Below are 20,231 nucleotides of genomic sequence, written 5' to 3'. Positions count from 1 at the left end.
CCCCGCAGTCTCCCACGGGTGTCAGGGCGTCAGGCCGCCGGCGCCGTCAGCCACGAGACCACGACGTCGCCGATCATCGCGCGCAGATGCCCGCTCAGCGCCGGCGAGTGCAGGTCGCGGTCGAAGAGGTAGCCGAACGTGTACTGGTTCGCCACCTGGAAGACGCAATACGAGCTGATCAGCATGTGCACGTCCAGCGCGTCGACGTCGGAACGGAAGACGCCGTCCGCACGCCCCTGGGCGAGGATCTCGTCGAGCAGTCCGACGGCCGGCTGGCCGAGCTCGCGGATCGCCTCGATCTGCCGGATGAAGACGCCGCGGTGCACGTTCTCGATCATCACCAGCCGGATGAAGTCGCTGTGGCGCACGTGATGGTCGTAGGTGAGCTCGGCGAGCCGCCGGATCGCCTCCGCCGGGTCGAGGTCTCCGACGTGGATGACCTTCTCGGCCTCGCGGATGCCGCGATAGGCCTGCTCGAGGACGGCGAGATAGAGCTGTTCCTTGCCGCCGAAGTAGTAGTAGATCATCCGCTTGGTGGTGCGGGTGCGGTCGGCGATCTCGTCCACGCGCGCGCCGGAGTAGCCGTGCTCGGCGAACACCTCGGTCGCGACCGCGAGCAGCTCCGCTCGCGTCCGCTCCGGGTCCCGCTGGCGCGACGTGTCCCGTCGCGCCGCTGCCGCGTCCGTCACATCTCCACCCTCTGCCGGCTCATCCGACTGTCGGCTCATCCGATCCTCTCACCCGCGAGCACCCGTCTCGGGTTGTCGATCATGAGCGTGTCGATCGTCGCATCGTCGACCCCTCGGGCGCGCAGCCCCGGCAGGACGCGCGTGTGCAGGTGGGTCATCTCCCACTCGGGGGCCGAAGCGGCCCTCCAGGACGGCGGCGTGATCCGGCTGAAGAACGCGGCGTCGTGCGACAGCAGGATGCTGTCGGCATAGCCCCGATCGAGCATCGACAGGAGGGTGGCGATCCGCTGCTCGTCCGAGCCGACATGCGCCATGCCGAAGCGATCGAAGCCGAGGTAGGAGCCCTCGTCCGCGAGCGCCGACAGGTGGTCGAGGTCGGACGAGTCGCCGGCGTGGCCGATCACGATCCGGTCTGCGGGCACGCCGAGCTCGGACAGCAGGCGCTGCTGATCCGCGCCGCCGCGCACCGACGCGTCGGAGTGGGTCGTGATCGGCACGCCGGTCTCGGCGTGCGCGACCGCGGCGGCCTCGAACACGCGACGCGCGTCCGGCGTGATGCCGCGCGCGTCCGAGAACACCTTGAGCATCCCGGCGCGCACGCCGGTGCCGGCGATCCCCTCCTGGATGTCGCGCAGGAAGAACTCGACCAGCGGGTCGTCGCCTCCGACGAGTCCGCCCGGGCGGTGGGTGACGAAGAACTGCGGCAGGGCGTCGGCGGTGTAGTAGCCGGTCGAGGCCACCAGGCGCACGGGGCTGCGCTCGGCGACGCGGCGCACCCGCCCGACGTCCCGGCCGAGGCCGGGCACCGTCAGGTCGACCACGGTGCGCACGCCGAGGCCGTGCAGCCGCTCGAGCCCTGCCACGGCCCGCTCGACCGCCTCCTCCTCGTCCCACTCCGGGTGAGGGAAGTTGAGGTCGAGCTCGGGGTGCCCGACGAACACGTGCTCGTGGATCAGCGTCGTGCCGAGCTCACCGCCCGGCACGTCGCCGGTGAACGTCGGCACGGCGCGCGCCGCGCCGACGGGAGGGCGCGCCACCCCGGTCAGCCGGCCGTCGCGCGGATCGCCTCGAACACCGCGAGCGAGTCGTCGGTGTACGCGCCTTCCAGGTACGCCAGCGCGGCCTCACGGAACGCGTCGATGTCGACGTCGTCGACGACCTCCCAGTCCCCGCCGGCGCGCCACTCCTCGATCGTCGCCTCCTCGTCCTCGGTCACGCACTCGGTGACCTGGGCGACAGCGGACTCCACGGCCGCCGTCAGCGCGGCCTGCTGCTCGTCCGAGAGGTCGTTCCACACAGGGCCGGCGATCACGAGGTTCGTGTTCAGCTGGTGGGCGGTCAGGCTGAGGTAGTCCTGCACCTCGGCGAGGTTCTGCGCCTCGATGTTCGTGATCGGGTTCTCCTGCCCGTCCACGGTGCCCTGCTGCAGCGCCAGGTAGAGCTCCTCGTACGCCACCTCGGTCGCGGAGGCACCGAGAGCCTGGGCGTTCAGCAGGAACTGCGGCGAGCCGGGGAAGCGGATCCGCAGGCCCTGCAGGTCGTCGGGCTCCCTGATCGGCTCGTTGGCGGTGAAGTGGCGCGCGCCGGCCGACCACGCGCCGAGCGTCTGCACCCCGGCCGACTCGGCGAACCCGTCGATCACGGTGCGCGACTCGTCGCTCGCCATGAAGGCGGCGAGGTGGTCGGCGTCGTCGAACACGTAGGCCGCGTCGAGCACGCTGATGGGCTCGTACACCGCTCCGAGCGCCGAGGCGCCCTGGATGTCGAGATCGATGTCGCCGGAGGCGACGGCGGAGATCCTGTCCGCGTCCCCGCCGAGCTGGCTCGACGGGAAGATCTCGACGGAGAGGCCGACGTCCGCCGCCTCGACCTCGTCGGCGATCACCTGCGCGCCGCAGCGGTGCTGCGGCTGGCTCTCGTTGTAGCTGTGGGCGAGCGTGAGCTCGATCTCGCCGCCGGAGCCCGTGCCGCCCGAGCCGCCGTCGCCGTTCGCGCAGCCGGTCAGCATCATCGCCGGCACCGCTGCCGCCGCGACCCATGCGACGGGTCCGCCTCGTCGTGCCTTCATCGCTTCTTCCTCTCATCAGTGGTATCCGCCGCGGCATCGTCGCCGTGGCGGTCCCCCGGACTCGCCGGGGAGGGTGTCGCCGCGGCCTCCGCGGCGACCAGTTCCTCAAGGTCGGCCAGCATCGCCCGCCGATCGGCGGGCTCGCCGGTGAAGATCTCGAATGCGTCAGCCGCCTGCCCCATCGCCATCCGCAGCCCGGACATGACGCGGCAGCCCCGCTCGCGCGCTGCGACGAGCAGCGCGGTCTCGGCGGGCCGGTAGACGATGTCGGCCACCCACATCCGGTCGGTGAGCAGCGCGGGGTCGAAGGCCGTGCCGGGGTGGTCGGCCATGCCGTACGGCGTCGCGTTGACGACGCCGGCCGCCTCGGCCAACGCGTCGGGCAACGCGGCCGGCTCGATGGCGCGCACGCTGTCCCACACGTCCGTCGCGATCTCGTTCGCGAGCTGCTCGGCCCGCCCGGGGTCGGCGTCGACGATGACGAGCTCCGCGATCGGCCGCCCCGCGAGGGCCGTCGCGACCGCCGCTCCCGCGCCGCCGGCTCCGACGAGCACGACACGGCCGTGCGCCCCGGTGCCGAAGGTCTCGTCGAACGCGGCGCCGAATCCGGTGACGTCGGTGTTGTGCCCGATCGTGCGGCGCCCCTCGAACACGATCGTGTTGACCGCTCCGACGAGCGCAGCGCTCGGCGCGAGCTCGTCGAGCAGGGGCACGACCAGCTGCTTGACCGGATGCGTGATGTTCAGCCCGTCGAACCCGAGCCGACGCGTCGACGCGAGCAGCTCGCCGAGCCGATCCGCCGTCGCCTCGCGCTGCCCGATCTCGATGGTGCGGTAGACGTAGGGCATGCCGTGGCGAGCGCCCTCGCGCTCGTGCATCGCCGGCGACAGCGACGGCGCGATCCCCCGCCCGATCAGGCCGATCAGGGTCGCACGACCCCGCGACCCGCTCGCGATGTCCGGCATCACAGCCCCAGCGCTCGCGGGATCGCGAGGACCGCGTCCGGGAACGCGATCGTGAGGATCACGATGACGACCGACGGGATGAGGAACGGCAGGCACCCGCGGAACACCTCGCCGATGCGGGTCTTCGAGACGGCGGCGATCACGAACAGCACCGTGCCGACGGGTGGTGTCAGCAGCCCGATCATCAGGGAGATGATCAGCGTCACGCCCAGCGCGATGGGGTCGACGCCGAACTGCAGCGCGATCGGCATGAGGATGGGCACGACCAGCACGAGGATGGCGGTGGCGTCGATCACCGTGCCGAGCACGAGGCAGAGCAGCACGCACACGATCAGGAACACGGTGGGGCTGTCGGTGAACGAGAACAGCGCCTCGGTGAGCATCTGCGGCAGCCGCTCGCGGGCGAGGATGTACCCCAGCAGGGAGGCGCTGGCGACGATGAGCATGATGCTGGCCGTGGTGAGCGCCGTCTCCTTCACGGCCGCCAGCAGTCCCGCCCAGGACAGCGACCGCTGGCCGAGCCCGAGCAGCAGCATGTAGACCACGCCCACGGCGGCCGCCTCCGTCGGCGTGAAGATCCCGCCGAGGATGCCGCCGAGGATGACCACCGGGGCGAACAGCGGGAACACGACCTGCTTCAAGGAATCGAGCAGCTCGCGGCGGTCGAGTCTGCCCCGGGTGAGGTTCGGCTGCCTGCGCACCAGGAAGAAGACGACGATGCACAGCCCGAGCGCCATGAGGAGAGCCGGCACCACCGACGCCGCGAACAGCGCGCCGGTGGACACCGCGGCGAGGCCGGCGTAGATCACGGCGGGGATGCTCGGGGGCATCACCGGAGCGATGAGAGAGGACGACGCCACCACGCCGGTGGCGAAGCGGCGGCTGTAGCCGTTGCGGAGCATGGCGGTGATCGACACCTTGCCGGTCGCGGCCGCGTCGGCGACGGCGGAGCCGCTCATCCAGGAGAACCCGACGCTCACGCCGACCGCGACGTACCCGAGGTTGCCGCGGACGCCGGCGAGCGCGGCCATCGCGAACCGGAAGAGCCGATCGGCGATCCCGGCGTGGTTCGCGAGCGCGCCGACGAAGATGAACAGCGGCACGGCGAGCAGGGGGAAGCTGTCCGCCGCGTTGGCGACCTCGCGCAGCGCGCTGCCGGGCGACCGCCCGTTCACGGCCATGTACGCGAGGGAAGGACCGAGGAACGCGAAGGCCACCGGGACACGCAGGACGAGCAGGACGGCGATCGCCAGGCCGAGGAGCGCGAGCATCATGCTGCCGTCACCCCCGCAGCGTCCGCGTCGTTGTCGTAGTCCGGCATCAGCGGGCCGTTCCGGGCGATCAGCACGGCCGCGACGGTCGAGCGGACCGTCGTGCTGACGACCCCCACGAGCACCGGCACGTAGACGAGCGACATCGGCATCCGCAGCACGGGGGACTTGACGATCTGCTGGCTCTGCAGCAGCGCGACGGCCTCGTACACCAGCCCGGCGCCGGTCGCCGCGACGACGACGAGGGCGAACACCTGCACCCACCGCACGACCTGCCGTCGAGGGATGGAGTCGACGATCTCGAGGGCGATGTGGCCGCGCGTGGTGACGAGCACGCCCATCGTCGCGAAGGTGAGCCAGATGAGGGCGAACCGGGCGATCTCCCCCGTCCACGCCGCGCTCTCGACGGGCAGGTATCGCTGAACCGCCTGGAGGAAGACCGCCCCGAGGATCACCACGAGGGCGACCACGCCGATCCCGATCTCTATGCCCGTGATGACGGTGACGAATCTCCGCCATCCGCCGCGCCCTGCGCGTGCTGCGTCGCTGTCGCTCACCAGACTCCCTCGTCCGCTCATCGGCCACGTCGTCGTCGCCGCGGTATGTAACGTACTGGTTATTACATTAAGCGCGCAAGCCCTGCTCCACAGCGCCGTCCGGCCGCGTCATCCGCGGCGGTCGAGCTCCCTCTGCGCCGACAGGCGGACCGGCGCGTTGGCGGCGCCGTACCCCTCGTACCCCGCGCGACGCTCGACGACCTCGAGGAAGACGCCCCCGAACGTGTGCGTGTAGAAGTGCACGAACTCGCCCGCCTCGTCGCGATCGTAGAGAAGGTCGAGCCCGCGGAGCGTCTCGAGCCACCCGGGGTCGGGATCGAACCGCGCGGCGAGGTCGTCGTAGTAGTTGCCCGGCACAGGCAGGAAGCGCAGGCCTCGTGCGCGCGCCGCGCGCGCCACGGCCACCACGTCGTCGACGCGGAACGCCACGTGCCGCGTCGGCAGCGGGGCGGTCGGCGGCGCCAGGTTCATCGGCACCCGGACGACCCCGTCGAGAGAGCGCATCACCTGGCTGCGCACCAGCCCGTGGGGCCCGGGCACCTCGGCCGTCGAGTCCGTGTGCAGCGCGGCGACGCTCGACATGAAGAGCACGGCCTCGTCGAAGTCCTGCCACGCGTACGCGACGTTGATGTGGTCCACCGACGCGACGAGCGGTGCCGCGGGCCCGCCGCCCTCGAACTCCCCCGCCCACGACGCGGCGGCGGCGACGTCGTCCCAGTACACCTGCGTGCCATCCGGCGCCGCGACCGCCGGCAGCTCCCGCTCGCCGGCGTACGTGCGCCGGAAGACCTTGGGCGCGCCCAGCGCCGCCGCGCGGTCGGCGGCGGCGCGCGCGTCGTCCACGCCGAGGCCGAACGCGGTGAGCACGGGGGTCGCATCGCGCACCTCCTCGTTCAGGATCACGCGCGCGTCTCCGGCGGCCCAGAGCCGGACCGCCTTGCTGCGGTGGCGGCCGCGGAACGAGAACCCCAGCTGGTCGAGGAGCTCGTCGAGCTCTCGCAGGTCCGCCCCGCCCACCTCGACGAAGTCGATGCGACGCGCCTCCTGGGCGTCGCCGAGGCGCCCGTCGTCCCAGCCCCGGGCGTGCGCGGTGCGATCGGCCAGCCAGGTCAGCGACCGACGCGCGTGCGCCGCCGTCCGGGTCACGTCCGTCTGCCGGAACGTGTCGTTGAAGACCTCGAGGGAGAGGGGGCCCGCGTACCCGGCCCGCAGCACGTGGGACAGGAACCCGGTGAGGTCGAACGCCCCCTCCCCCGGGAAGAGGCGGTGGTGGCGGCTCCACGAGAGGAGGTCCATGTCGAGCTCCGGCGCGTCGGCGAGCTGGAGGAAGAAGATCCGGTCGCCGGGTATCTCCTCGATGCCGGACGGGTCGTGCCCCCGCGACAGGATGTGGAAGCTGTCGAGGCATACGCCGAGATTGGGCCGATCGGCCTGCTCGACGATCCGCCAGGCGCGGCGGTAGTCGTCGACGTAGCGACCCCAGGCCAACGCCTCGTACGCGATCCGGATGCCGTGCGCTGCCGCCGCGTCCGCGAGCGCCCCGAGCTGCGCCGCGGCGACCGCGTCGTCGTCGACGGTGGCCGTCGCGACGTTGCTGCACACCAGCAGGAGGTCGGCGCCGACCCGTTCCATGACCTCGAACTTGGCCTCGGCGCGCCGGAGGCTCTGCGCGAACGTCGCGTCGTCGACGCCCTCGACGTCGCGGAAGGGCTGGAACATCTCCACCGTCAGGCCGAGCCTGCGGCAGAGCTCCCGGATCTCCTCGGGCGACTCGTAGGCGCCGACCAGGTCGGCGTCCATGATCTCGACTCCGTCGAACCCGGCCGCGGCACAGGCGTGGAGCTTCTCGACGAGGCCGCCCGACAGGCAGACGGTGGCGATGGAAGTACGCATGCGCCGAATGTACCAAGAGGTACATTCGGCGCGACAGGCCCGTGGGGCACCGGCGGCGCCCGCCGCGATGTTGCGGCATGTGTCGCCACGCTTGCCGCGACCCGGCGCCGGGCGCGACGCTCGGTGACAGGAACGAAGGAGAGCAGCACATGAGCATCGCACGCGCACAGGCCACTCAGGACGCGCCGCCCCGCCCCCTCTCGTCCGCCGCCTCCAGCCAGGCGGCGTTCGACGCCGGGCTGCCCGCCGACGACTTCAAGGCGTTCTTCCGCCACCACCCCGGCGGCGTCTCGCTCATCACGGCCGTCGGCGACGCCGGGCCCGTCGCGCTGACCGCGACCTCGCTGGCGTCGATCAGCGCCGAGCCGCCCCTCGTCGTCTTCTCGGTGTCCGACCTGTCGTCCAGCGCGCCCGTGCTGCGCGAGGCCGACACGGTCGTGGTGCACCTGCTGGGGTCGGAGGACCTGGAGCTGGCGAAGCTCGGCGCGACGAGCGGCATCGACCGCTTCGCCGACACGTCGATCTGGGCACCGCTGGAGACGGGCGAGCCGACATTCCACGGCACGCGATGGCTGCGCTGCCGCGTGGTGAACCGCTTCCCGACCGGCACCTCGACGCTCATCGTCGGGCAGGCGCTCGAGTCGAGCGACGCCGCGGACACCGACCGCCAGGGCCTGGTCTACGTCGACCGCACGTGGCACCGCCTCGGCGAGCACTCGCGCGCGCACGCCTGACCGAACCGGCCGGAGCCCCGCCCTCGGCGGGGCTCCGGCGTTCTCGGCGCCGACGGCTCGGGCCGGACGACTCAGGCGGTGAGGGCCGGTGCGATCCGGGGCCACTCCCCCTCGAGCCACTCGCCGACGAGGCGAAAGCGGTCGTCGACCTCCGCGGCGGGGAAGGCGATGCCGCGGGTCGGCACGCTCGCGCCGAGCTCCACGAGCAGCGGGCGCAGCGTGTGCTCGACGGCCAGAGCGTGCGCCGGCGAGCCGATCGTCAGGATCGGCACGGCGGCGACGCGCTGCAGGCCGCCGCTGCCGTAGCGATCGAGGAACGCCTTCAGCAGACCCGTGTAGGCGCCCTTGTAGGTCGGGCTGGCGACGACCAGCACGTCGGCGTCGGCCACCTCGTCCCGGATCGCGTCGACCGCGGGCTCGGGGAAGACGAACAGACGCCCGGCGACGTCCGCGAGGTCGACCGTGGGCAGCACCGTCGCACCGGAGCGGGCGGCGAGCTGCGCGGCGACCTCCTCGGCGACGAGACGCGTGCGGGACGAGGGCTGCGGGTTGCCGACGACGACGGCGATGGAGGTCATGCCCCGATCCGACCGCACGTCGCCCGGGCCGGGCAAGGGATCGGCAACACTCGGTAACCGGCCCGCGGGGCGGCGCCGACGCGGGCTCCCGCCCGAGAGCAGGGGACGCCCCTCCTTCCGATTGGTCAGCCAACACTGTATGGTCACTGTGTGCTGACCATTTCCTCACGTGTCGACGTCATGAACCGCCTGGGCCGGGCGATGGCGGACGCCACCCGCTCGCGCATCCTGCTCGCCCTGCTGCAGGGTCCCGGCTATCCGGCGAAGCTGGCGCGCGAGCTCGACCTGACGCGCACGAACGTCTCCAACCACCTCTCGTGCCTGCGCGGCTGCGGCATCGTCGTGGCAGAGCCGGAGGGCCGCCAGACCCGCTACGAGATCGCAGACCCGCACCTGGCCGCGGCCCTCACCGCCCTGGTCGACGTGACGCTCGCGGTCGACGAGAACGCGCCGTGCCTCGATCCGGGATGCGCGGTCGCCGGCTGCTGCGACGCGACGGACGTGACATCCATCGGCGACGGCACGGCCCGATGAGCGCCATCACCGACGCCCGGCGCGCCGCGCTCCACCGCCGGGTGAGGCTCATCGTGTTCGCCACGATCGCCTGGAACGTCGTCGAGGCGATCGTCGCGCTCTCCGCCGGCACGATCGCCTCGTCGGCGGCGCTGATCGGATTCGGCCTGGACTCGGTGGTGGAGGTCGCGTCGGCCGCGGCCGTCGCCTGGCAGTTCACGCGCCGAGACCCCGAGCGCTGGGAGAGGCCGACGGTGCGCGCGATCGGCGTCGCCTTCTTCGCCCTCGCGGCATACGTCACGGTCGACGCCGTCCTCGCGCTCACCGGTCTGCGCGACGCCGACCACAGCCCCCTCGGCATCGGCATCGCGCTGACGAGCCTGATCGTGATGCCCGCCCTGGCCTGGGTGGAGCATCGCACGGGTCGCGAGCTCGGCTCGCGCAGCGTGCAGGCCGACGCCAAGCAGCTGCTGCTGTGCGTGTATCTCTCGGCGACCGTGCTCGTCGGCCTGCTCTTCAACAGCCTGCTGGGCTGGCAGTGGGCCGACTCGGCGGCCGCCCTCGTCGTCGCGGCGCTGGCCGTCCGCGAGGGCGTCGAGGCCTGGCGGGGCGACGTGGAGTCGCCTTTCGAGGTGCTGGAAGACCTCGAGGAGGAGCAGCCGGCGCCGCCCGCCTAGCCGCGCCAGTCTAGTTGCGCACAATTGAATTGTGCGCAATGCTTATGGCATGCCGAACACCGGAGCGTCCGCCGCCCTCGATCCGATGCTGTGCTTCGCGGTGTACTCGCTCGATCGCCGGATCGGTCGCATCTACCGAGACCTGCTCGCGCCCGTCAACCTCAGCTACACGCAGTACATCGTGCTGCGAGCGCTCTGGGGCAACGACGGCATGCCGCTGACGGTGAGCGAGCTCGGCGAGGTCCTCGACCTCGACTCCGGAACGCTCTCCCCCCTGCTCGCGCGCCTCGAGTCGCGCGGGCTCATCCGACGTGCGCGCGGAGGCGGGGGCGACGAGCGGATCGTGCGTGTCGCCCTCACCGACGACGGCGCCGAGCTGGAGGCGAAGGTCGGCGATGTGCAGCAGCTGCTCTGCGAGCGCATCCCGGCAGACCCCGCGGACGTCGCCGACCTGCTCGGCCGCCTGCGCGCGGTGAGCGACGCGATCGCGACCGCACGCGGCTGACCTCCCCGCCCACCTCTGGGCGGAGGCAAGACCCACGAGAAAGGAATCGACATGCTCGAATCGATCGGATACACCGCTGAGGCCCTCTCCACCGGGGGCGGCAGGGACGGCCACGTCCGTACGTCCGAGGGAGCGCTCGACCTCGACATGCGCCCGCCCAAGCAGATGGGCGGCTCGGGCGAGGGCGCCAACCCCGAGCAGCTGTTCGCCGCCGGATACGCGGCCTGCTTCCACTCCGCGCTGCACGGCGTCGCGCGTCAGCAGAAGGTCTCGCTCACCGACTCGAGCGTCGGCGCGCGGGTGCACATCGGTCCCAACGGTCAGGGCGGCTTCGAGCTCGCCGTCGAGCTGGAGGTCGTCATCCCGTCGCTCCCGCACGACCAGGCACAGGCTCTGGCCGACGCGGCGCACCAGGTGTGCCCCTACTCGAACGCGACCCGCGGAAACGTCGACGTGAAGGTCACCGTCACGGACGACTGACCCACCCGCACGGCGAATCGGTGCCGTTCGGCCCTTCTGACGTCTCGTCGGGGCCGAACGGCACCGATTCTCGTGTCGGCGGACGGGCGGGGTGGGGTTACGGCTTCAGGACGACCTTGACGCAGCCGTCGGCCTTGCGCTGGAACGTCGAGTAGAGGTCCGGGCCCTCGTCCAGACCGCCCCGGTGGGTCACCAGGTTCTGCGTGCCGAGCGGGTCGTTCGGGTCCTCGACCAGCGGCATCAGGTCGTCGATCCACCGCTTCACATTGCACTGCCCCATCCGCAGCGAGATCTGCTTGTCGAAGAGCGTCTTCATCGGCAGGATGTCCGCGTCGCCGGCGTAGACGCCCGACAGCGACACCGTGCCGCCCCGGCGCACGAGGTCGATCGCCGAGTACACGGCCGCGAGGCGGTCGAGCCCCGCCGTCTCCATCATCGGCCGCGCCACCGCTCCCGGCAGCAGCCCGACCGCCGTCTGCGCCGCCTGCGCGATGGGGTTGCCGTGCGCCTCCATGCCGACGGCGTCCACCACCCCGTCGGCACCGCGACCCGACGTCTCGTCGCGCACACGGTCGACGACCTCCGGCACGTCCCACGCCTCGATGCCGTGCTCCGCGGCGAGCGCGCGCCGCTCGGCGACCGGGTCGATGCCGATCACGCGGTGCCCGAGGTGGCGTCCGACGCGGGCGGCGAACTGCCCCACCGGGCCGAGCCCCAGCACGACCAGCGTGCCGTCGTCGGGGAGGTCCGCGTACTTCACCCCCTGCCAGGCGGTGGGAAGGATGTCGCTGAGGAACAGGTAGCGCTCGTCGTCGAGCTCTTCGCCGACGGGGATCGTGTTGTACTCGGCGAACGGCACCCGAAGAAGCTCGGCCTGCCCGCCCGGCACCTGCCCGTACAGCTTCGTGTAGCCGAACAGGGCGGCCCCCGAGCCGTGCTCGCGGACCTGGGTGGTCTCGCACTGCGACTGCAGCCCGCGGCGGCACATGAAGCACTCGCCGCACGCGATGTTGAAGGGGACGACGACCCGCTGCCCGACGCGCAACCGCTCGACGGCGGACCCCACCTCGACCACCACCCCCATCGCCTCGTGCCCGAGGACGTCCCCGCGGTCGAGGAACGGTCCGAGCAGCTCGTAGAGGTGCAGGTCCGATCCGCAGATCGCGGTCGAGGTGATGCGGACGATCGCGTCCGTGGGCTGGTCGATCCGCGGGTCCGGCACCTCCGATGCCGCGATCCTGCGCTTGCCCTGCCATGTGAGCGCCTTCATCCGGGCCTCCCTCTCGTGTCTCGTCCATCGAGCCTGCGGGAGCGCCGCCGCCCAGCCGAGGGGGTTGACAGCTGTGCCCGCTCCGTCGGGCCGCAGGACGCCGCGGGATCGGGCCGGCAGCGCCCTGCCGCGCCCCTCGACCCCTCGCCCGACCGCTACGGTGGAGGGATGACGCTCGGCGAGCGCGACGACGAGGTGGACCTGCTGATCGATGCGTGGTCGCGCCGCCTCCCGGACGTGGATCTGACCCCGCTGGACGTGATGTCCCGGCTGCGGCGCGCCGCCGGCCGGCTCGCACGGCTCCGGTCGGCCGCGTTCCGCAGCGCCGGCCTGGAGGCCTGGGAGTTCGACGTGCTCGCCGCGCTGCGACGCGAGGAGCCACCGCACGAGCTCAGCCCCGCCCAGCTGGTCAGCGCGACGATGATCGGCAGCGCCGCCATGACGAACCGCATCGATAAGCTCGTTGCACGCGAGCTCGTCGACCGCCGACCGCATCCGCGCGACGGCCGTGCGGTGCTGGTGCGGCTGCGCGCCGAGGGGATCGAGCGGGCGGACGCCGCGATGACGACGCTCGCGTGGCGGGAGGCCGAGGAGCTCGGCGCGCTCAGCAGGGCGGACCAGGCCACCCTGGCGCGCCTGCTGCGCCCGCTCGCGCGGCATCCCGGCTGACGGGGCGCCACGCCCGCGGCCCGTGCCGCGGTCTCAGGCCACCGGCTCGGCGACCGGATCGCGGTCGGGCCGTCCGCGAGAGGTCCAGACCGCTCCGGCGCTGGCGACCATCACGAGGGCGAGGCCCACCACCTCGAGCCAGGACAGCGCCTGGCCCAGCAGCACGAGGCCGGCGAGGGCGGCGGTCGCCGGCGCCAGGCTCATCAGCACGCCGAACGTCGCCTCGGTCAGCCGGCGCAGGGCCACCAGCTCGAGGGCGTAGGGGATCGTCGACGACAGGATCGCGACGGCGGCGCCCAGCGCCAGGAAGTCGGGGCGCAGCAGCACCGGTCCCGCCGCGACCACCCCGAACGGAAGGGAGAGGAGCGCGCCGATCGCCATGGCCAGCGCGAGGCCCTCCAGCTTCGGGAAGTCTCGCCCGACACGCGCCTGCCCGCGGATGTAGAACGCCCAGCTGACGGCGGCCCCGAGCGCGCACGCGACGCCGACCGGGTCGAGCCGTTCCCACCCGCCGCCGCCGAGCGCGACCACGCCCAGCAGGGCCGTCCCCGCCCACACCCAGGACGCGCGGGTGCGGGCGATCAGGATCGACAGGGTCAGCGGCCCCAGCACCTCGATGGTCACGGTCACCCCGAGCGCGAGGCGCTCGAGCGCGAGGTAGAAGAACCCGTTCATCACCGCCAGCGCGATCCCCAGCCGGGCGACCGACCACCACGCGCCGCGAGTGCGCCCGCGCAGTCGCGGCCGGGCGATGGCCATCAGGATGACCGCCGAGAAGACCAGCCGCAGCATCACCATGCCGAGCGGTCCCGTATGCGGGAACAGCATCACGGCGATCGCCGCGCCCACCTCCTGGCAAGCCAGCCCGAGCGCGACGAGCCCGACCGCGACGCCCGGCGCGGACAGCGGGGCCGTGCGCCCCGTCACCCGCGGGCGCTCATTCGCCGTCGCCCTCCGGCAGGGGGCACACGGCGCCGTCGGCGATGCGCTGGTGGTAGTCCTCCGCGGTCCACGGCAGCCCGAACTCGGGAGCCGTCTCGCCCTCGCGGGCCGGCACCTTCGACACGATCGCCGCGAGCTCCTTCGCCAGGTAGCCGACGACGGCGTCGGACGCCGCCGAGTTGTTCAGCACGACGGCGACCGTCAGGCCGTTGTCGGTGTCGGAGTAGGCGCTCGTGAGGTAGCCGGGGATCGATCCCTGCTGACCGACCATCGAGCCGGCGATGTACGTGCCGCCCGCGTACTGGTACCAGGAGTCGCTGGTGGTGCTGATCGGCTTCGGCGAGCTCCAGCGCTCGGAGGGCTTGTCGCCGTCCTTCACGCGGGCCGCGAGCGCCTCGGTGTACACCCCGAGCTCCTCGATCGTCGACACGGCGCCCGAGTCGGTGAAGCCGTAGCTCGCCGACAGCTCCGTGTACTCGCGCGGGTCGACGCAGCCCTCGTTGCGGTCCGCGCCGTCGGAGAAGAACCCCGGCAGCGCGGGGTCGCCGGGCTCGGCGGCCTGGCGGCCGGGCAGCGTCGTCGCCCGCAGCCCCAGGGGGCCCGTCACGTACTCGCGGAACAGCGCCGCCGCCGTCTCGGTGGAGGCGTTCTGCAGCGCCGTGCCGAGCATCAGGTAGCCGGTGTCGGAGTCCGTGAAGGCGACGCCCGCCTCGGTGCGGTCCTGGCCCAGCCCCGCTGCGGCGACCTCGCGGGGATGCCACTCGCGCTCGGGCGTGCGCAGGGCCTCCGGGAGGGTGGTGTCTCGGGAGCCGGCGAGCCCCGACGTGTTGTCGCAGAGCTGGCGCAGCGTGACGTCGTCGAGGTCGGGAGAGCTCGCGACGTGCTCGGACACGGGGTCGTCGAGGCCGACCACGCCGTCCTCGGCGAGTCCGTACAGCACGTCGCACGTCATCGGACGCGTCATGTTCGAGATCCGGAACGCCATGTCGGTCGTCACGGCCTCGTCGGAGTCGGGCGACGTCGTGCCAAGGCCCGTCACCCAGGCACCCGCCCATGGCACCCAGACGCCGACGATCGCGCCGGACGACCCGGTCGCCGCCATCGCGTGCTCGACAGCCGCCTGCAGCTCGTCGACCGTCTCGGCGGGCAGGTCTCCCGAGACCTGCTGCGGCGTGCGCGCCTGCGGCGAGGAGCCGCCCGTGCACCCGCTCAAGGCCAAGATGACGGCCGCCGCCCCCGCGACCGCCGTGGCTGTGCGACGCCAACGACTGAACATCCGCATGACTCCCCCGGATCGCCGCCTCCCGACGGCACTTCCCAGCAGTCTACGTTGCGTCGCGGGCGCCGCCCGCGCCCCGCCGGTGCGCGGGATCCCTCAGGAGGCGCCCGCGGGCGCGCCCGCCTGCCGCTGCTCCCAGACGGCCTTCATGAAGCGGCGCACGTCCTGGTCGACCCGGATGTCGCTCGGGCGCAGGGGCCGCGACAGGTACAGCCCCTCGAGCGAGGTGAGCCGGCTGAGCGCGACGTAGGTCTGCCCGGGCGCGAACGCTCCCGCGCCGAGGTCGACGATCGCACGGTCGTAGGTCTTGCCCTGCGACTTGTGGATCGTCACCGCCCACGCCAGGCGCAGCGGGAACTGGGTGAACTCCGCGACGACCTCGCGCGTGAGCTTGCGCCCGATCGGGTCGTACGCGTACCGGTACTTCTCCCACACGGCGGGCTCGACCTCGAACTCCTCGTCGTCGACCTCGACGCGCACGGTCTCTCCCACGATGCGCGTGACGGTGCCGATCGTGCCGTTCACCCACCGCGGCGGCTCTCCGCCCGACCCGATGTCGTTGCGCAGAAACATCACCTGCGCCCCCACCTTCAGCTTCAGGTCCTCGTCGGCGGGGTACACGTCGCCGCGGCCGAAGTCGCCGCTCACCTCTGCCTTCGCCGTCTGCTCGCGTCCCGGCAGCTGCGCCAGGTGCCGGGCGTTGATCGCGTTCACGCGGTCGTTCCGGGTGGCGAGCGTGATGAGCGGATGCTCGGGATCCTCCGGCGGGGTGCGGGCGCCGGTGGCGTTGAGCACGTCGGCGATGTCCTTCGTGACGCGTCCGTAGCGCACGGCGTTCAGCATCGCCTTGAACGCGTCGTCGTCCTGCCGGTGGATGTGGGTCAGTTCGCGGATGTGCAGCTCGGCGCCGTGCCGACCGAGCTCGATCAGCCCGTCGCCCTCGGGCTCGCGACCGGCCCACACGTGCGCGTCGAAGAACCAGAACGAGCGGTAGTGGTCGGCGATGTACCGGGCCTCGTCGCCGCGCGGCGGCACGGGCGCGAGCTGATACGGGTCGCCGAACATCACGACCTGCACACCGCCGAACGCCTCGCCACGGCGCCCCCTGGCCTGGCGGAGCGAGCGGTCGATCGCGTCCATCAGGTCGGCGTTGACCATCGAGATCTCGTCGATCACGAGCGTGTCGATGGCGTTGAGCAGCTTGCGCGTCGCGTCGTTCTGCTCGATGTCGCCGTCGGCGATCAGGCCGATCGGCAGCTTGAAGAGGGAGTGGATGGTCTGGCCCTCGACGTTGAGAGCCGCGACGCCGGTCGGCGCGCAGACCGCGATCTGCTTCCGTGTGTGCCAGGCGAGGTGGTTCAGCAGGGTCGACTTGCCGGTGCCGGCCCGCCCGGTGACGAAGACGTGCTCCCTGGTGTCCTCGATGAGGCGGAACAGGGCCTCCTGCTCATCGGACAGTGCGGGCATGGGATCCATCCTCCCACGCACCGGCCCTCGGCCCGGCAGACGCGACCCGCGGACCCGCGCACAGGATGATCGGGGCGCCCCTTTCGTAGACTGGCGCAATGGATCAGGCCACGGCGAGCGGGGCGCCCACCGCGGCCGACCCCCGCGGCGCGGCCGCGGACGCGACGCCGCCGGCACGCGCCGCAGGCGGGCAGCTCGCGCGAGACCTGGTGCTGATGGGGCTGGTCGGGGCGCTCCTGGCAGCGGCGATCTGGGCCGGCTTCTCCTCTCTGCACCGCCAGTTCTGGGGACCGAGCGCGTTCGTGGAGCGCTACGTGGGCACCCTCGCCTCCGGCAGCGCTGCCGATGCCCTCGCCATCCCGGGCGTCGCCCTCGACACGAGCGACCTCGAGGCGGCCGGCCTGCCCGCCACGGCGTCCGAGGCGCTGCTGCGCAGCGCCGCCCTCACCTTCGACGTCGAAGAGGTCGAGATCGTCGAGGAGCGCGTCGTCGACGACATCGTCGAGGTCACCGCCGCGTACACGCTCGACGGCACGAAGGGCGAGACCACGTTCCGCGTGCATCAGACGGGCATGGACGGGCTCGTGCCGAGGTGGGGCTTCGAGACCAGCCCGCTCGCGGTGATCGAGGTGGCCGTGCGCGGGTCCATGCAGTTCTCCGTGAACGGCTTCGAGATCGACAAGCGCCAGGTGTCGGCCGACGGCGCCGAGGCCGACCCGCTCGACCCGGTGCCGCTGCTGGTGCTCTCGCCCGGCCTGTACGCGGTCTCGGTCGACACCGCCACGGCCGAGGCCGAGCCGACGAGGGTGCTCGCCGACGCCGCGCTGCACAGCGTGGAGCTCGACATCCAGGCCCAGCCGACCGAGGCGTTCACGAAGGTCGTGCAGGAGCAGGTCACCACGTTCCTGGGCGACTGCGCGACGCAGCAGGTGCTGCAGCCGACCGGGTGTCCCTTCGGCATCCAGCCCGAGTCGCTCGGCGGCGACCGGGTGCTGCCCGACACGCTGTCCTGGTCCATCCCGTCGGACCCCCAGGTCGAGATCGTGCCCGACGGCGCTTACTGGGCCATCTCGCCGGCCACCGGCGCAGCGCACGTCGAGGTCGACGTGCAGTCGATCTTCGACGGGTCGATCTACCACCTGAGCGAGGACGTGCCGTTCGTGATCGACGGCACCGTCGAGATCCTGCCCGACGGCACCGCCTCGATCCTCGTCGGCAGCCCCGCGCTGCGCTGACTCCCGCCGAGGGACGCGTCCGCCTGCGGGGTCAGCGGCCGGCGGCGTCGCGCTCGGCGATGCGGGCGAGGCGGGCGTTGTACGCGTGCAGCTCGGCGTCGTCGGTGCGGTCGGCGTGACGGTCGGCCCGTTTCTGCTGCCGCTCGTCGCTGCGACTCCACTGGATCGCCACGGTGATCGCGGTGATGAGCGTCGGGATCTCTCCGATCGACCACGCGATGCCGGCGCCGATGTACTGATCCTCGAGCGGCGTGGGGCCCCATGTGCGGCCCATCGCGCCGAACCACTCCGCCATCATCAGCCCCGACTGCATCATCAGCGAGACGCCGAAGAAGGCGTGGATGGCGGCCGCGGCGATGAGCGTGACCAGGCGCCCCGGGTACGGCATGCGGTACGGCACGGGGTCGATCCCGATCATCGACATCACGAACAGGAAACCGGAGAGGAGGAAGTGCGTGACCATCCACACGTGCCCGAGGTGGTCGTACATCGACCAGCGGAAGAGGTCGGTGTAGTAGAAGACCCAGAGCGACCCCACGAAGATCGCCGCCGCGACGAGCGGATGCGTGACGACGCGGGCGAAGGGGCTGTGCACGGCCCACATGATCCACTCGCGCCCGCCGCGACTGCCGTCGTCGCGCTTCGCGATCGCGCGCAACGCCAGGGTGATCGGCGCTCCGGGCACGAGGAGCAGCGGGATCGCCATGGTCAGCAGCATGTGCCCGAGCATGTGCACGCTGAAGAGGTACTCCTGGTACGCGTTGATCGGACCGGAGGTCACCCACACGAGCAGGAGCATCCCGAGCACCCAGAACACCGTGCGATAGACGGGCCAGCGGTCGCCGCGACGACGCAGGCGCACGACGGCCGCCACGTAGAAGAAGATGCCGAAGCCCGCCACGAACGCCCACAGCAGGTCGACGTTCCACGACGTCAGCCACCGGTCGAGCGTCAGCTCGGGCGGCAGCGGCTCCTCCGTCAGGATCTCGGCCGGGGTGGTCGAGTACGGCGTCTCGGTGAACGGCGGCGACGTGCGCGCGAGCGCGGCGGCGGCGCCGGACGCGATGCCCATGAAGCCGAGCTCGACGGCGATCAGCGTCCAGAACGACCGCGCCGCCCGCGCCGCGGTCGCGACCCTGCCGATCAGGCGCTGGCGGTACCAGGCGCCGAGCAGCCCCATGGACACGAGCGCCGCGACCTTGATCGCGAGAATGCCGCCGTAGGGCGTGCCGAGCTGATCCCACGCGCCGATCGAGGACAGCGTGCGCGCGAACCCCGACAGCGTGACGACCACGAACGAGACGAGGGCGATCGACGAGTAGCGCGCCAGCACGGCGGGCAGCGCGCGATCGGTGAGCACGGGGCGCAGCACGACGAGCAGCACCAGGCCTCCCAGCCAGGCCGCGGCGCCGACGACGTGCAGGCTGAGCGCCGTCACGGTCGCGTCATGGCTGGCGAGGTCGCCCGAGTGGCCCTGCGTCGCCATGGGGATCACCGAGACGATCGCGAGGATCGCGGTGAACAGCGAGGCGGTCCATGACCTGATCGCGAACGCCAGGATGGTCACGACCGCGGCGGCGATCGTCGTGATCAGCCAGGTGCGCCCGAGCTCGACCGACGTGAGGAAGGAGCCGAGCTGGGCGCCGAACTCGGGACCCGCCGAGAGCTGCGGGTTGAAGGCCTCGAGGAACGTGAGGAAGCCCACCGTGCCGGCGGACACCGTGAACACCGCGGCGCCGATCGAGGCGACGTCGAGCGCGGCGTCGAACTCCTTCTCCCCCGCCCTCAGGGCGAACAGCGCGAGCACCAGAGAGCCGACCATCACGGCGGCCGACAGGTTGACGACGAGCTTGGCGACCGGCAGCCCCCAACGCACGAAGGGGCCGGGGTCGCCGGTGGCGAGGGGATCGGCGGCGCCGCCGTAGGCCAGGGCGGCGAACACCGTGAGCGTCGCCGCGACCAGGAGGATGGCGGGCCCTGCGGCCCGCAGCGCGCGCGGATTCACCCGCCCAGCCTATGCGCCGCGACCACCGTGCCGCCTGGGAGCGGGACGCCCTCGGGCCCGTTGTCAACCCCGGTGACCGGGAGGGGGCCGGCCCCTACCTTGTCGGCATGAGCATCGGAACCGGAGTAGTGCTGTTCGTGATCGGCGCCGTGCTGGCGTTCGGCCTGGAGGTCGACATCCCCGGCGTGGACGACGACTTCATCGGCTACCTGCTGATGGGCACGGGCGCCGTCGTCTTCGTCATCGGGCTGGTGCTGCTCACGCGGCGTCGCTCGGCCGTGGAGCGCACGCGCACGGTCGACGAGCGCGGCGTGGCGGGCGAGCAGGTGACCGAGCGCCGCACCGACGTCGACCCGTACTGACCCCGCGTCCGCGGCGCCGGCCGTCGGGAACGACGAAGGGGCTGCCTCCCGCTGGGGAGGCAGCCCCTTCGT

General features: G+C 72.2%; 21 protein-coding genes. 8 read left to right on the top strand and 13 right to left on the bottom strand.

Going from position 1 to position 20,231, the window contains the following annotated elements:
- Window positions 1–29: 29 nt before the first annotated feature.
- The 7 genes from K5S26_RS11740 to K5S26_RS11710 all read right to left on the bottom strand — a co-directional run bounded on the left by K5S26_RS11740 (window position 30) and on the right by K5S26_RS11710 (window position 7,443).
- Window positions 30–689, bottom strand: coding sequence for a TetR/AcrR family transcriptional regulator (locus tag K5S26_RS11740; RefSeq protein WP_308122932.1), 660 nt, complete (start codon window positions 687–689; stop codon window positions 30–32).
- 35 nt (window positions 690–724) lie between these two features.
- Window positions 725–1,726: a phosphotriesterase family protein gene (locus tag K5S26_RS11735; RefSeq protein WP_221858164.1), complete on the bottom strand. Its 1,002-nt coding sequence runs from the start codon at window positions 1,724–1,726 to the stop codon at window positions 725–727.
- 5 nt (window positions 1,727–1,731) lie between these two features.
- Window positions 1,732–2,757, bottom strand: coding sequence for a DctP family TRAP transporter solute-binding subunit (locus K5S26_RS11730; protein ID WP_221858163.1), 1,026 nt, complete (start codon window positions 2,755–2,757; stop codon window positions 1,732–1,734).
- Entirely contained in the window at window positions 2,754–3,722 is a 969-nt protein-coding gene (locus tag K5S26_RS11725; RefSeq protein WP_221858162.1) for a shikimate dehydrogenase, read from the bottom strand. The genes K5S26_RS11730 and K5S26_RS11725 overlap by 4 nt, the downstream gene beginning before the upstream one ends.
- Complete coding sequence (locus tag K5S26_RS11720; RefSeq protein WP_221858161.1) at window positions 3,722–4,996, bottom strand: TRAP transporter large permease; 1,275 nt, start codon at window positions 4,994–4,996, stop codon at window positions 3,722–3,724. Before K5S26_RS11720 ends, K5S26_RS11725 begins: the two co-directional genes overlap by 1 nt.
- The gene (locus K5S26_RS11715) at window positions 4,993–5,550 is read right to left on the bottom strand and encodes a TRAP transporter small permease (RefSeq protein ID WP_221858160.1); all 558 of its coding nucleotides are present in this window, start codon (window positions 5,548–5,550) and stop codon (window positions 4,993–4,995) included. The genes K5S26_RS11720 and K5S26_RS11715 overlap by 4 nt, the downstream gene beginning before the upstream one ends.
- A 108-nt stretch (window positions 5,551–5,658) precedes the next feature.
- Window positions 5,659–7,443: a sugar phosphate isomerase/epimerase and 4-hydroxyphenylpyruvate domain-containing protein gene (locus K5S26_RS11710; protein ID WP_221858159.1), complete on the bottom strand. Its 1,785-nt coding sequence runs from the start codon at window positions 7,441–7,443 to the stop codon at window positions 5,659–5,661.
- A 149-nt stretch (window positions 7,444–7,592) separates the two neighbouring features.
- On the opposite strand from K5S26_RS11710, the gene K5S26_RS11705 reads away from it, so the two are divergent.
- The gene (locus tag K5S26_RS11705; protein ID WP_221858158.1) at window positions 7,593–8,177 is read left to right on the top strand and encodes a flavin reductase family protein; all 585 of its coding nucleotides are present in this window, start codon (window positions 7,593–7,595) and stop codon (window positions 8,175–8,177) included.
- Between the two features lie 71 nt (window positions 8,178–8,248).
- On the opposite strand, the gene K5S26_RS11700 is transcribed toward K5S26_RS11705, so the two are convergent.
- Window positions 8,249–8,755, bottom strand: coding sequence for an NADPH-dependent FMN reductase (locus K5S26_RS11700; protein ID WP_221858157.1), 507 nt, complete (start codon window positions 8,753–8,755; stop codon window positions 8,249–8,251).
- 150 nt (window positions 8,756–8,905) lie between these two features.
- Between K5S26_RS11700 and cmtR the strand changes: the two genes are divergently transcribed.
- Genes cmtR through K5S26_RS11680 form a run of 4 tightly spaced genes read left to right on the top strand, consistent with a single transcriptional unit; the run spans window position 8,906 to window position 10,930 of the window.
- The gene (gene cmtR / locus K5S26_RS11695; RefSeq protein ID WP_221858156.1) at window positions 8,906–9,289 is read left to right on the top strand and encodes a Cd(II)/Pb(II)-sensing metalloregulatory transcriptional regulator CmtR; all 384 of its coding nucleotides are present in this window, start codon (window positions 8,906–8,908) and stop codon (window positions 9,287–9,289) included.
- Window positions 9,286–9,945 (top strand): cation efflux transmembrane domain-containing protein, encoded by a 660-nt coding sequence (locus K5S26_RS11690; RefSeq protein WP_221858155.1) that lies wholly within the window; start codon window positions 9,286–9,288, stop codon window positions 9,943–9,945. The genes cmtR and K5S26_RS11690 overlap by 4 nt, the downstream gene beginning before the upstream one ends.
- A 49-nt stretch (window positions 9,946–9,994) precedes the next feature.
- A complete protein-coding gene (locus tag K5S26_RS11685; RefSeq protein ID WP_221858154.1) occupies window positions 9,995–10,450 on the top strand; it encodes a MarR family winged helix-turn-helix transcriptional regulator in 456 nt (151 codons plus the stop codon).
- A gap of 51 nt (window positions 10,451–10,501) precedes the next feature.
- Window positions 10,502–10,930 (top strand): organic hydroperoxide resistance protein, encoded by a 429-nt coding sequence (locus K5S26_RS11680; protein WP_221858153.1) that lies wholly within the window; start codon window positions 10,502–10,504, stop codon window positions 10,928–10,930.
- 97 nt (window positions 10,931–11,027) lie between these two features.
- Here K5S26_RS11680 and K5S26_RS11675 read toward each other — a convergent pair whose 3' ends face one another.
- Entirely contained in the window at window positions 11,028–12,200 is a 1,173-nt protein-coding gene (locus tag K5S26_RS11675) for an alcohol dehydrogenase catalytic domain-containing protein (RefSeq protein WP_221858152.1), read from the bottom strand.
- A 168-nt stretch (window positions 12,201–12,368) separates the two neighbouring features.
- Between K5S26_RS11675 and K5S26_RS11670 the strand changes: the two genes are divergently transcribed.
- Window positions 12,369–12,869, top strand: a complete 501-nt coding sequence (locus tag K5S26_RS11670; protein ID WP_221858151.1) for a MarR family winged helix-turn-helix transcriptional regulator — start codon at window positions 12,369–12,371, stop codon at window positions 12,867–12,869.
- A 33-nt stretch (window positions 12,870–12,902) separates the two neighbouring features.
- On the opposite strand, the gene K5S26_RS11665 is transcribed toward K5S26_RS11670, so the two are convergent.
- The 3 genes from K5S26_RS11665 to K5S26_RS11655 all read right to left on the bottom strand — a co-directional run bounded on the left by K5S26_RS11665 (window position 12,903) and on the right by K5S26_RS11655 (window position 16,566).
- Window positions 12,903–13,796, bottom strand: coding sequence for an EamA family transporter (locus K5S26_RS11665; protein ID WP_372454401.1), 894 nt, complete (start codon window positions 13,794–13,796; stop codon window positions 12,903–12,905).
- A 10-nt stretch (window positions 13,797–13,806) separates the two neighbouring features.
- Complete coding sequence (locus K5S26_RS11660; protein WP_246603911.1) at window positions 13,807–15,024, bottom strand: serine hydrolase domain-containing protein; 1,218 nt, start codon at window positions 15,022–15,024, stop codon at window positions 13,807–13,809.
- 162 nt (window positions 15,025–15,186) lie between these two features.
- A complete protein-coding gene (locus K5S26_RS11655; protein WP_221858149.1) occupies window positions 15,187–16,566 on the bottom strand; it encodes an ATP-dependent DNA helicase in 1,380 nt (459 codons plus the stop codon).
- Between the two features lie 89 nt (window positions 16,567–16,655).
- On the opposite strand from K5S26_RS11655, the gene K5S26_RS11650 reads away from it, so the two are divergent.
- Window positions 16,656–17,792, top strand: a complete 1,137-nt coding sequence (locus K5S26_RS11650; protein WP_246603910.1) for a hypothetical protein — start codon at window positions 16,656–16,658, stop codon at window positions 17,790–17,792.
- A 31-nt stretch (window positions 17,793–17,823) separates the two neighbouring features.
- Here the strand turns inward: K5S26_RS11650 and K5S26_RS11645 are convergent, their stop codons facing one another.
- A complete protein-coding gene (locus K5S26_RS11645; RefSeq protein WP_221858148.1) occupies window positions 17,824–19,797 on the bottom strand; it encodes a bifunctional copper resistance protein CopD/cytochrome c oxidase assembly protein in 1,974 nt (657 codons plus the stop codon).
- A gap of 107 nt (window positions 19,798–19,904) precedes the next feature.
- Here K5S26_RS11645 and K5S26_RS11640 point away from each other — a divergent pair, with 107 nt between their 5' ends.
- Complete coding sequence (locus K5S26_RS11640; RefSeq protein WP_221858147.1) at window positions 19,905–20,159, top strand: DUF6458 family protein; 255 nt, start codon at window positions 19,905–19,907, stop codon at window positions 20,157–20,159.
- Window positions 20,160–20,231 lie beyond the last annotated feature (72 nt).

This window comes from Microbacterium marinilacus, from assembly GCF_019753765.1.
Lineage (GTDB): Bacteria > Actinomycetota > Actinomycetes > Actinomycetales > Microbacteriaceae > Microbacterium > Microbacterium marinilacus.
Note: the sequence above shows the minus strand (reverse complement) of the source record. Positions and strands in the feature narration are given on the sequence as shown.

Coding starts and splice junctions, on each gene's coding strand:
- K5S26_RS11730 (WP_221858163.1), bottom strand. CDS start 2,757: ATGAAGGCACGACGAGGCGGACCCGTCGCATGGGTCGCGGCGGCAGCG.
- K5S26_RS11725 (WP_221858162.1), bottom strand. CDS start 3,722: ATGCCGGACATCGCGAGCGGGTCGCGGGGTCGTGCGACCCTGATCGGC.
- K5S26_RS11720 (WP_221858161.1), bottom strand. CDS start 4,996: ATGATGCTCGCGCTCCTCGGCCTGGCGATCGCCGTCCTGCTCGTCCTG.
- K5S26_RS11710 (WP_221858159.1), bottom strand. CDS start 7,443: ATGCGTACTTCCATCGCCACCGTCTGCCTGTCGGGCGGCCTCGTCGAG.
- K5S26_RS11705 (WP_221858158.1), top strand. CDS start 7,593: ATGAGCATCGCACGCGCACAGGCCACTCAGGACGCGCCGCCCCGCCCC.
- K5S26_RS11700 (WP_221858157.1), bottom strand. CDS start 8,755: ATGACCTCCATCGCCGTCGTCGTCGGCAACCCGCAGCCCTCGTCCCGC.
- K5S26_RS11690 (WP_221858155.1), top strand. CDS start 9,286: ATGAGCGCCATCACCGACGCCCGGCGCGCCGCGCTCCACCGCCGGGTG.
- K5S26_RS11685 (WP_221858154.1), top strand. CDS start 9,995: ATGCCGAACACCGGAGCGTCCGCCGCCCTCGATCCGATGCTGTGCTTC.
- K5S26_RS11680 (WP_221858153.1), top strand. CDS start 10,502: ATGCTCGAATCGATCGGATACACCGCTGAGGCCCTCTCCACCGGGGGC.
- K5S26_RS11675 (WP_221858152.1), bottom strand. CDS start 12,200: ATGAAGGCGCTCACATGGCAGGGCAAGCGCAGGATCGCGGCATCGGAG.
- K5S26_RS11670 (WP_221858151.1), top strand. CDS start 12,369: ATGACGCTCGGCGAGCGCGACGACGAGGTGGACCTGCTGATCGATGCG.
- K5S26_RS11655 (WP_221858149.1), bottom strand. CDS start 16,566: ATGGATCCCATGCCCGCACTGTCCGATGAGCAGGAGGCCCTGTTCCGC.
- K5S26_RS11650 (WP_246603910.1), top strand. CDS start 16,656: ATGGATCAGGCCACGGCGAGCGGGGCGCCCACCGCGGCCGACCCCCGC.
- K5S26_RS11640 (WP_221858147.1), top strand. CDS start 19,905: ATGAGCATCGGAACCGGAGTAGTGCTGTTCGTGATCGGCGCCGTGCTG.